The 10,310-nt window shown below is 65.9% G+C and carries 9 protein-coding genes and 1 pseudogene; 1 reads left to right on the forward strand and 9 read right to left on the reverse strand.

From position 1 onward, the window contains the following. From KH616_RS14960 to KH616_RS15000, 9 genes are all read right to left on the reverse strand, one after another. The coding region (locus tag KH616_RS14960) for a dipeptide ABC transporter ATP-binding protein (RefSeq protein WP_292247438.1) at window positions 1–861 on the reverse strand (861 nt) is incomplete at its 3' end. After that, window positions 858–1,856 carry an ABC transporter ATP-binding protein gene (locus KH616_RS14965; protein WP_292247441.1) on the reverse strand — a complete coding sequence of 333 codons (999 nt, stop codon included), beginning with the start codon at window positions 1,854–1,856 and terminating at the stop codon, window positions 858–860. The genes KH616_RS14960 and KH616_RS14965, both read right to left, overlap by 4 nt. 1 nt (window position 1,857) lies before the next feature. Further along, window positions 1,858–2,775 carry an ABC transporter permease subunit gene (locus tag KH616_RS14970; RefSeq protein ID WP_292247444.1) on the reverse strand — a complete coding sequence of 306 codons (918 nt, stop codon included), beginning with the start codon at window positions 2,773–2,775 and terminating at the stop codon, window positions 1,858–1,860. 3 nt (window positions 2,776–2,778) lie between these two features. Beyond that, window positions 2,779–3,789 carry an ABC transporter permease subunit gene (locus KH616_RS14975; RefSeq protein ID WP_292247446.1) on the reverse strand — a complete coding sequence of 337 codons (1,011 nt, stop codon included), beginning with the start codon at window positions 3,787–3,789 and terminating at the stop codon, window positions 2,779–2,781. A 111-nt stretch (window positions 3,790–3,900) separates the two neighbouring features. Beyond that, entirely contained in the window at window positions 3,901–5,529 is a 1,629-nt protein-coding gene (locus tag KH616_RS14980) for an ABC transporter substrate-binding protein (RefSeq protein WP_292247449.1), read from the reverse strand. Window positions 5,530–5,793: 264 nt separating this feature from the next. Continuing rightward, complete coding sequence (locus KH616_RS14985; protein ID WP_292247452.1) at window positions 5,794–7,101, reverse strand: MFS transporter; 1,308 nt, start codon at window positions 7,099–7,101, stop codon at window positions 5,794–5,796. Between the two features lie 179 nt (window positions 7,102–7,280). Next, window positions 7,281–7,595 carry a high-potential iron-sulfur protein gene (locus tag KH616_RS14990; protein ID WP_292247454.1) on the reverse strand — a complete coding sequence of 105 codons (315 nt, stop codon included), beginning with the start codon at window positions 7,593–7,595 and terminating at the stop codon, window positions 7,281–7,283. A gap of 129 nt (window positions 7,596–7,724) precedes the next feature. Continuing rightward, window positions 7,725–8,834 carry an NAD(P)/FAD-dependent oxidoreductase gene (locus tag KH616_RS14995; RefSeq protein ID WP_292247456.1) on the reverse strand — a complete coding sequence of 370 codons (1,110 nt, stop codon included), beginning with the start codon at window positions 8,832–8,834 and terminating at the stop codon, window positions 7,725–7,727. 129 nt (window positions 8,835–8,963) lie between these two features. Further along, window positions 8,964–9,944, reverse strand: coding sequence for an AAA family ATPase (locus KH616_RS15000; protein ID WP_292247459.1), 981 nt, complete (start codon window positions 9,942–9,944; stop codon window positions 8,964–8,966). A gap of 238 nt (window positions 9,945–10,182) precedes the next feature. On the opposite strand from KH616_RS15000, the pseudogene KH616_RS15005 reads away from it, so the two are divergent. Then, window positions 10,183–10,310 (forward strand): annotated as a pseudogene (locus KH616_RS15005) (nitroreductase); the annotation flags it as partial.

Raw genomic sequence — 10,310 nt, forward strand, 5'->3', positions numbered from 1 at the left:
CGGTAGTTCGCCCTGCAGCTTGATCTGCACGCGGCGATCCTCCTCGAAGATCGCCGGCGTCGCGGACATCAGCGCACGCGTGTACGGATGCCGCGGACGCGCGTAGATCGTCGCCTTGTCGCCGAGTTCGGCGACGCTGCCGAAGTACATCACCATCACGTCGTCGGCCACGTGCTCCACGACCGCGAGATTGTGCGAGATGAACACGTAGCTCGTCCTGAACTGCTGCTGCAGATCCATGAACAGGTTCAGGATCTGCGCCTGGATCGACACGTCGAGCGCGGACACCGGCTCGTCGGCGACGACGATCTGCGGATCGAGGATCATCGCGCGCGCAATCGCGACACGCTGGCGCTGGCCGCCCGAGAACATATGCGGATAACGCTTCGCGTGCTCGGGCCGCAGGCCGACCGTGCGCATGATCTGCGCGATGCGCTCCGCACGCTCGCCGACGCTCAGGTTCGTGTTGATCGCAAGCGGCTCGCCGAGCGTCTGCTCGACCGTCTTGCGCGGGTTGAGCGACGCGAACGGGTTCTGGAACACCATCTGCACGCGGCGGCGCAGCTCGGCGATCGCCTGACGGTCCGCACCGGCGACGTCGCGCCCGTCGATTGTCAGATGTCCTGACGTCGGCGTCTCGATCATCGTCAGCTGACGCGCGAGCGTCGACTTCCCGCAGCCCGATTCGCCGACGACGGCGAGCGTCTTGCCACGCTTCAGTTTGAACGACACGCCGTTGAGGGCCTTCACCGTGCCCTCGCCGAACATGCCGCGCTTCACCGTGTAGTGCTTCGTGAGCTTGTCGGCAACCAGCACCGCGTCCTCGTGCTCGGCGCGAGGCATGTGATTGACAGCATTCATCGTGCGCCTCCCGTCAGGTCGAGGTGGGAAAGATTGAGCGGCTTGATGCAGCGTACACGCATCGCGTCATCGCCGGACACCAGTTCGGCCAGCGCCGGGCGGCCCGTGTGGCACGCGTCGACGACATACTTGCAACGCGGCGCGAACAGGCACCCGGACGGACGATCGTCGCGGCCCGGCACCATGCCCGGCAATGCCGCCAGGCGGCGCGCTCCCTTATTGTGCTCGGGAATCGCCGCCAGCAACGCTTCGGTGTACGGATGATGCGGATGCGCAAAGATGTCCGGCACGCGATTGGTCTCGATGATCTCGCCCGCGTACATCACCGCGACGCGCTGTGCGACTTCCGACACCACGGCCAGATCGTGCGAGATCAGCACGAGCGCCATCCCGCGCTCCTTCTGCAGCTTCACGAGCAGATCCATGATCTGCGCCTGGATCGTCACGTCGAGCGCGGTGGTCGGCTCGTCGGCGATCAGCAGTTTCGGATTGCACGCGACGGCCATCGCGATCATCACGCGCTGGTTCATCCCGCCCGACATCTGGTGCGGAAACGAATCGATGCGGTTCTTCGCGTCCGGAATGCCGACCTGGTCGAGCAGTTCGAGCGCGCGCCGGTGCAGCGCGTCGCCGCGCAGTCCTTCGTGCAGCTTCAGCACTTCCTTGATCTGGAAGCCGACCGTATAGCTCGGGTTCAGGCTCGTCAGCGCGTCCTGGAACACCATCGCGATGTCCTTGCCGATGATCCTGCGCCGCGCCTTCGGCGAGGCCTTCAGGAGGTTCACGCCGTTGAACGTCACTTCGTCGGCGGTCACGATGCCCGGCGCGTCGATCAGGCCCATCAGGGCCATCATCGTCACGCTCTTGCCCGAGCCCGACTCGCCGACAACGCCCACCACCTCGCCCGGCGCGATCGACAGGTTGATCCGGTCGACGGCCGGCAGGCCGTTGAAATTCACCGCGAGATTGCGGATGGTCAAAAGGTTGTGGCTCATCTCACGCCATCCGTTTCAGTTTGGGATCAAGCGCGTCGCGCAGCCCGTCGCCGAGCAGGTTGATCGCGAGCACCGAGATCAGGATCGACAGGCCGGGCATCGTCACGATCCACCATGCGTTGTCGATGTAGTCGCGCGCCGATGCGAGCATCGCGCCCCATTCCGCGGTCGGCGGCTGCACGCCGAGACCGAGGAAGCCGAGCGCGGCCGCGTCGAGGATCGCCGACGAGAAGCCGAGCGTCGCCTGCACGATCAGCGGCGCGGTACAGTTGGGCAGCACTTGCGAGAACATCAGGCGCAGCGTGCCCGCACCCGCCACGCGCGATGCCGTCACGTATTCCTTCTGCAGCTCGCCGAGCGCCGATGCGCGCGTCAGGCGCACGTAGGCGGGCAGCGCGACGATCGCGATCGCGAACATCGTATTGGTGAGGCCCGGACCGATGATCGCGACCACCGCAACGGCCAGCAGCAGCGACGGCAGCGCGAGCAGCACGTCCATCACGCGCATCACGGGCGTATCCGCCCACTTCTGGAAGAACGCCGCGACAAGCCCGAGCACGATGCCCGGAATCAGCGCGAGCACGACCGACACGAAGCCGATCCAGAACGACATCCGTGCGCCGTACATCAGGCGCGAGAGGATGTCGCGGCCCGCTTCGTCGGTGCCGAGCACGAAGTGCCAGTTGCCGCCCGCGAGCCACGCCGGCGGGATCTTCACATAGTCGCGGTATTGCTCGATCGGGCTGTGCGGCGCGAGAAGCGGCGCGAACAGCGCGACCACGATCAGCACGAGCACGACGATGCCCGCCCCGACTGCGCCGCGGTTGCGCGAGAAATTGGCCCAGAATTCGCGCAGCGCGAGCGCGCGGCCGCCGACCGGCGCGATGTCGCGCGGCATGGCGTTTTGCATGTTGCTCATGATTTACCTCGTGTGGCGGATGCGCGGATTCAGCACGCCGTACAGCAGATCGACGACCAGGTTCACGACGATCACGAGCGTCGCGATCAGCAGGATGCCGCCCTGGACCACCGGATAGTCGCGGCGGCCGATCGCGTCGATCAGCCATTTGCCGACGCCCGGCCACGAAAACAGCGTCTCGGTCAGCACGGCGCCCGCAAGCAGCGTGCCGATCTGCAGGCCGATCACCGTAACGACCGGGATCAGCGCATTGCGCAGCGCATGCACGATGATCACGCGCGCCGGCGACAGCCCTTTCGCGCGCGCGGTGCGGATGTAGTCCTCGCGCAGCACTTCGAGCATCGACGAGCGCGTCATCCGCGCGATCACCGCGAGCGGAATCGTGCCGAGCACGATCGCGGGCAGGATCAGGTGGCTGACCGCCGACTTGAACGCGCCTTCGTCGGGCGCGAGCAGCGCGTCGATCAGCATGAAGCCCGTGACATGCGGAATCTCGTATTCGACCGAGATGCGCCCGGATACGGGCGTCCAGCCGAGATACGACGAGAACACCATGATGAGGATCAGCCCCCACCAGAAGATCGGCATCGAGTAGCCGGTCAGCGCGGTGCCCATCACGCCGTGGTCGACGATCGAGCCGCGCTTGAGCGCCGCGAATACGCCGGCGGGCAGGCCGACGGCGAGCGCGAAGAAGAGCGCGCACAGCGACAGTTCGACAGTCGCCGGGAAGCGCGCGAAAAATTCGCCCGCCACGCTCGTGTTGGTGATGATCGACGTGCCGAGGTCGCCATGCAGCGCCCGGTCGATGTAGTGGAAATACTGCACGGGCAGCGGCTGGTCGAGCCCGAGGCGCTTCATCGCCTCTGCGTGCATGACGGGATCGACGCCGCGCTCGCCCATCATCACTTCGATGGGGTCGCCCGGTATCAGGTGAATCAATGCGAACGCGAGGATGGTGATGCCGATGAAAGTCGGGATCACCATGCCCACGCGGCGCAATACGAATCGGAACATGGTACGTCTCGTATTTCTTGTGGGAAATGTGCGACCGGCGACGAGGGGCTTGTGACCCCTCGCCGCCGGATGATTTCAAGCCGGTCGTCGCGACAGCTTACGCCTGCTTCGTCACTTCACGCCAACACCATCGAAGCGTGCGTAGCCGAGCGGTTCGATGCGCATGTCGATGACGCTCTTGCGCACCGGCTGGTAGACCGTCGAGTTGGCGATCGGCGAGAACGGCAGCTGCTGCCCGAAGATCTGCTGCGCCTGCGTGTAGATCTTCGTGCGCGCGTCCTGGCCCGTCGTCGTGCGGCCCTTCTGGACGAGTTCGTCGAACGGCTTGTAGCACCACTTCGAGAAGTTGTTGCCCTTCACCGCCTCGCAGCCGAGCAGCGTGCCGAGCCAGTTGTCCGGGTCGCCGTTGTCGCCCGTCCAGCCGATCAGCATCGTGTCCTGCTCGCCCGCATGCGCGCGCTTCATGTACTCGCCCCACTCGTACGTGACGATCTTCGCCTTCACGCCGATCTTCGCCCAGTCGGCCTGGATCATCTCGGCCATCAGGCGGGCATTCGGGTTGTACGCGCGCTGCACCGGCATCGCCCACAGCGTGATCTCGAAGCCGTTCGGCAAACCGGCCTTCGCGAGCAGCGCCTTCGCCTTCGCGATGTCGTTCGGGGCGGCCTTCAGGTTCTTGTCGTACGACCATTGCGACGGCGGCATCGGCGCAGCCGCGGCCTGACCCGCGCCCTGGTACACCGATTCGAGGATCGCCTTCTTGTTGATCGCCATGTCGAGCGCCTGACGCACTTCGAGCTTCTCGAGCGGCTTGTGCTCGACGTTGTACGCGAGGTAGCCGAGGTTGAAGCCCGGCTGCGACGGCATCGCGACGTCGGCCTCGGCCTTGAGCGTCGCGATGTCCGCCGGACGCGGATAGCTCATCACCTGGCATTCGTTGCGCTTGATCTTCTGCACGCGCACACCCGGATCGGGCGTGATCGAGAAGATCAGCTTCGAGATCTTCACTTCGCCTTTCTTCCAGTAGTCCGGATTGCCGTCGAAGCGGATCGTCGCGTCCTTCGTATAGCTGCGGAAGACGAACGGACCCGTGCCGATCGGCTTCTGGTTGATGTCGGCGGCTCGGCCGGCCTTCATCAGCTGATCCGCGTACTCGGCCGACAGGATCGACGCGTACTCCATCGCCATGTTCTGGATGAACGGCGCGTTCGGCTCGCTGAGCGTGAAGCGCACGGTGTACGGATCGACCTTCTCGATCTTCGTGATCAGCTTGTCGAGGCCCATGTCGGTGAAGTACGGGAACGACACCGGATACGCCTTGCGGAACGCATTGTTCGGATTGAGCATGCGCTCGAACGTCAGGACGACGTCGTCCGCGTTGAATTCGCGCGTCGGCTTGAAGAAGTCGGTCGTGTGGAATTTCACGCCGTGGCGCAGATGGAAGGTGTACACCTTGCCGTCGGGCGACACGTCCCACTTCTCGGCGAGGCCGGGCTCGACTTTCGTACCGCCGCGCTCGAATTCGACGAGGCGGTTGTAGACGGTGAACGTGGCGGCGGTGAAATCGACGCCCGTCGTGAATTGCGCGGAATCGAAACCCGCCGGGCTGCCTTCTGAGCAGTAGACGAGCGTTTTGTTCGGGATCTGTGCGAATGCAGTGCCCGCGACGCCGAGCGATGCCGCTGCCACGCCTGCGATGGCGGTAACACGCAGGGCGCGCAACAGACTTTGGTGTTCCATGTTTCCTCCAGGTCTCCAGATCCGGCCCCGGAAGGGCCGGCGTACGCGGATATTACTTGAGCTTGGGATGCCGGAACAAGCTGGAGAAAATTCCCTTACAGACGCCTTCACAAGGGTTTCTGCGGATATCTTTGGCGCATCTTCGTGCAAGCGGGCCTGCCGATGCGCCGCGTATGCGCCGCGTAAACGGCGGAATTCGCCATGCCGCATCCGTATCCGCAGGCAACCCGGCGATTCCCGCGCGGCGGCAGACGCGCGCCGCGCCTAGCCGCGCGCGTCGAGATCCGCGTTGCGTGCGGGTACGAAGGCGACCGCGACGATCGACAGCGCCAGCCCCGTCATCACGTAACAGACGGGCGCGAGCGTCGAGCCGGTCTCCCCGACCAGCCACGTGACGATGAACTGCCCGAATCCGCCGAACAGCATCACCGCGATGTTGTATGCAATCGACAGTCCGGTCGAACGCACGTTGGCCGGAAACAACTCCGCGATCATCGCGCCGAACGGTCCGTAATAGCCGGCGAGCGTCACCGACAGCACCGCCTGCACCACGATCAGGCGCGCGATGCTCGGCGCGGCGTCGAGCCACGCGAAGAGCGGATAGACCAGTACGAGCGTCAGCACGAGCGACCACAGCGACAGGCCCCGGCGCCCGATGCGGTCCGACCACGCCCCCGCCAGCGGCGACAGGACGGTGAGCAACAGGTTGCCGACGATCACCGGATAGAACGACTCCGCGTACGGCAGCTTCAGCGCTTTCACCGCGAAGGTGGGCAGATAGCCGATCAGCACATAGATCGTCACGGTCAGCGCGATCACCGAACCGAGCCCGCACAGCACCTCGCGCGAGTGGTGCGCAAAGACTCCGCCGAGCGTCGCGCGCCGCGCGCTTTGCCGCGCATGCAGGAAGGCTTCCGAATCGGCGAGATGGCGGCGGATATAAAAACCGATCGGGCCGATCGCGAGCCCGATGACGAATGGCACGCGCCAGCCCCACGCATGCAGCGCGTCGGGCGTCAGGCCGTGCGTGACAGTCGCGCCGACGAGCGCGCCGATCAGGAGTGCCGCCGCCTGGCTCGCCATCTGCCAACTGCCGTAGAAACCGCGCCTGGAGAACGGCGCCGCCTCGATCAGGAGCGCCGTCGCGCTGCCGAACTCACCGCCGGCGGAAAACCCCTGGAGCAGGCGGCCGAGCACGATCAGGAGCGGGCCGCCGATGCCGATCGCCGCGTACGGCGGCGCGATCGCCAGCAGGAGGAGGCCGGCCGTCATCAGCAGGATCACGAGCGACAGCGCAGCCTTGCGCCCCGCGTGATCCGCATAGAGCCCGAGCACGATGCCGCCGATCGGCCGCATGACGAACGCGGCGCCGAAGGTCGCGGTCGTCATCAGCAACGACGCGTATTCGTTCGTCGACGGGAAGAACACATCGGCGATCACGACCGCCATGAAACTGAAGACCGTGAAGTCGTACCACTCGAGCGCGTTGCCGATGACCGCTGCCGCCACCGCGCGCCGGTTCAGCGCACGCTCCGGTCTGACTGTCTTCGCTGAGCCCGCGATCGTCGCCATGCGTGTGTCGTTCTCGTGAAGTCGCCGCACTGAGGAAGCGCCGCGCGGGTGCGATCGCGGCAAGCCGGGTTGGAGCGAGTGTAGAAAGCTGAGGAATCGATTTCAAGCAATAAAAAACGCCTGCCATCGGTCGATGACAGGCGTTCCGCGATGCGGCACCGCACGATGCCGCGCGGGCGTCATGCCTTCTTGGTGAATGCGCTGCACCAGCCCTTCGCCGCCACCTGCTTGCCCGGAAACGCGCCGCACGGGCCGGACGCGCTGCCCGGCTTGCCCTGGTACAGCATGCATGCCGCGCAATCCTGGCCCGCTGCGTATTTCGGATACTTCGCCTTGTCGACCTTCGTGGCGTCTGCCTTGTAGCCGAGCGCCTGCGCGGTCGTGTCGCTTTCGGACAGCATCGGCAGATCCGCAGCCAGCGCTTCGCGCGACAGCGCCAGTGCCGATACGACGCCAATGCTCGAGATCAGGAAACTCCGACGGGTTGTTTTCATGGGGACTCGCTCCAACGTTATCGGTTTGAAAGCGGCTCTCGCGGCAGCCGCTCGACAGCATAACGCTCATGCGCGCGCGTGTGCACGCCGAAATGCCGGAGATAACGCATGGCGCACGGGGCGCCGCGATCACCCGTATGCCGTCATCTCGCCGACGCGCTGCGCGAGCGCAAGCGCCGAAGTGAGTCCCGGCGATTCGATCCCGAACAGGTTCACGAGGCCGCGCACGCCATGCTGCGCCGCACCCTGCACGACGAAATCGGCCGGCGGTTCGCCGGGCCCCGCGAGTTTCGGGCGAATGCCTGCGTAGGCCGGCTGCAGCGCATCGTCGGGCAGGCCCGGCCAGTACGCGCGGATCGACGGATAGAACGCCGCTGCGCGGGCGGGATCGACGTCGTAGCGAATCGTGTCGATCCATTCGACGTCCGGGCCGAAGCGCGCCTGATCCGCGAGGTCGAGCGTCAGGTGCACGCCGAGCCCCGCGCGGTCCGGCATCGGATAGATCAGGTGCTTGAACGGCGCGCGACCGGACAGGCTGAAATAATTGCCGCGCGCGAGATAGAGCGGCGGCACCCAGCGCGGGTCGAGGCCGCGCGTGCGGCGTGCCAGCGCCTGCGCGCCGAGGCCCGCGCTGTTGATCACGCATGACGTCTCGATCTCGGTCGGCGCATCGCCGCCCGTGCGCACGACGAAGCGCCCGCCACGCAGCACGTCGATCGATTCGACCGGCGCATTCAACGCGCACACGGCGCCATCGCGCTCGGCGTCGCCCAGCAGCGCAAGCATCAGCTGATGACTGTCGACGATACCGGTGCTCGGCGAGAACAATGCGCCGACGCATTCGAGTTCGGGTTCGAGCGTTTGCGCCTCGGTACGCGTGAGCGGCATCAGGTCGAGCACGCCGTTTTCCTCGGCCCGCACGGCGATCGACTTCAACTGTGCGACCTGCGCGGCGGACGTCGCAACGAGCAGCTTGCCGATACGACGATGCGGCACGTGATGCGTCTCGCAGAATTCATACAGCAGGTCGCGGCCGTGCACGCACGACAGCGCCTTCAGCGAACCGCGCGGATAGTAGAGCCCGGCGTGGATCACTTCGCTGTTGCGCGAACTCGTGCCTGTGCCGATCGCGCCGGCCGCCTCGAGCACCAGCGTCTCTCGTCCGCGGGCGGCCAGTTCGCGGGCGATCGCGAGCCCGACGACGCCCGCGCCGATCACTACACAATCCGTCTGCTCCATGGTTTTTCGCGTCGTTATCGCGTCGAGGGAGACAAGTCGATTGTACGTCCTGGTGCGTGCGCCTGCCTGACCGTGCCGAGGCGGCCGGCATCCCGCCGGACACGCCCTGTCCGCCGCATTCGGTGCGCGTCAGAACCCGATCGGGCGTCGCTTCATCGCGCCCTCGTCGGCACGAATATCGCGCGCCTCGACCTCATCGCGCCCGTCGAGACGCGCGGCGCCGAACGCATGCAGCAGCGCGCGGCGCATCGTGCGCGGCGGCGTGGCGGCCAGCACGTCCAGCGCCGCGTCGCCGAGCGTCTCCGGAAAGCGCCGGCCCCACGCATGCGCGTTGCGGATCTCGTCGTAGATGGTCTGCGCAATACGGCGTGCGCCTGCCGCGTCGGGCGGCGCGATCTCGTACACGCTGAGGCGGTCGAGCAATGGCTCCGGGATCGCCTGCGCATCGTTTGCGGTCGCGACCCAGATCACGTTGCCCGCATCGATCGGCACCTCGGCGAATTCGTCGACGAATGTGCGCGCGGTGTCATGCTCGAGCAACGCATAAAGCGCGCCGAGCGGATCGTATTGCGCATCGTTGCCCGCCTTGTCGATCTCGTCGACCGCAATCAACGGATTCGCATAGCTGCCGTTGACGAGCGCGTCGAACACCTTGCCCGGCTTCGCGTTTTTCCATTGCGACGACGCGCCGGACAGGATCCAGCCGGCGGTCAGCGAACTCATCGGCACGTAGTGATACGACGTGCCGAGCAGCTGCGCGAGCGCCTTCGCGAAATGGGTCTTGCCGATCCCGGGCGGCCCGAGCAACAGGATCGGCATCAGTTCGAGACGGTCGTCGGTCTCGAGGCAGAGCGCAACCTGCTTGCGCACATCGCCGAGCGGTTCGGCGAAATTCGGCAACGCCTCGCCGATCGCGTCGAACGACGGCATCCGGTTCGGCTTCACGCAAAAACGCAGATTGCCGGTCTTGAGCATCTTCTCGTAGGTGGCGCGCAAGGCTTCGCTCGCACCGTCGTTCAGGTCGCTCAGCGCCGTCTCGACCTGCTCCAGGTCGTACACCGTGCTGAACGATGCCACCGCCAATTCCTGTTTCACCATCGCCGTCGTCATACCAACCTCGCTGCCGCTGCCTGCTTGCCGCATCATCCGGCCCTTTCGATTTCAGTGTAGCGGGCCGCACCCTCAGTGCAAGCGAGCAGCCGCGCGCATGTGCTGCTGATAGATTGCACCCGGATTGCACGCGCTGCACGGACGCGCAACGGGACGTATCATCGATCACGCCCAGGCCGTTTCGCCGGCTCGAATGCCATGCCAGACCCGCGCGCCTTCCCGCCATGCAGGAGCACCGATGCCCTTTCCCGCCACTTCCGCCCGCGTCGACGCCGACGCGATCCGCGCCGTCGACGACGCGCTGACATCGCGCCGCTCGATCCGCGCGTTCCTGCCGACGCCGGTGCCGCACGACACGATCGAGGC

It is taken from the genome of Burkholderia sp., from assembly GCF_018375725.1.
GTDB lineage: Bacteria > Pseudomonadota > Gammaproteobacteria > Burkholderiales > Burkholderiaceae > Burkholderia.

What these genes read in the sequence shown, in the direction of transcription:
- KH616_RS14965 (WP_292247441.1), bottom strand. Translation starts at nt 1,856, where the DNA reads ATGAGCCACAACCTTTTGACCATCCGCAATCTCGCGGTGAATTTCAAC.
- KH616_RS14970 (WP_292247444.1), bottom strand. Translation starts at nt 2,775, where the DNA reads ATGAGCAACATGCAAAACGCCATGCCGCGCGACATCGCGCCGGTCGGC.
- KH616_RS14975 (WP_292247446.1), bottom strand. Translation starts at nt 3,789, where the DNA reads ATGTTCCGATTCGTATTGCGCCGCGTGGGCATGGTGATCCCGACTTTC.
- KH616_RS14980 (WP_292247449.1), bottom strand. Translation starts at nt 5,529, where the DNA reads ATGGAACACCAAAGTCTGTTGCGCGCCCTGCGTGTTACCGCCATCGCA.
- KH616_RS14985 (WP_292247452.1), bottom strand. Translation starts at nt 7,101, where the DNA reads ATGGCGACGATCGCGGGCTCAGCGAAGACAGTCAGACCGGAGCGTGCG.
- KH616_RS14990 (WP_292247454.1), bottom strand. Translation starts at nt 7,595, where the DNA reads ATGAAAACAACCCGTCGGAGTTTCCTGATCTCGAGCATTGGCGTCGTA.
- KH616_RS14995 (WP_292247456.1), bottom strand. Translation starts at nt 8,834, where the DNA reads ATGGAGCAGACGGATTGTGTAGTGATCGGCGCGGGCGTCGTCGGGCTC.
- KH616_RS15000 (WP_292247459.1), bottom strand. Translation starts at nt 9,944, where the DNA reads ATGACGACGGCGATGGTGAAACAGGAATTGGCGGTGGCATCGTTCAGC.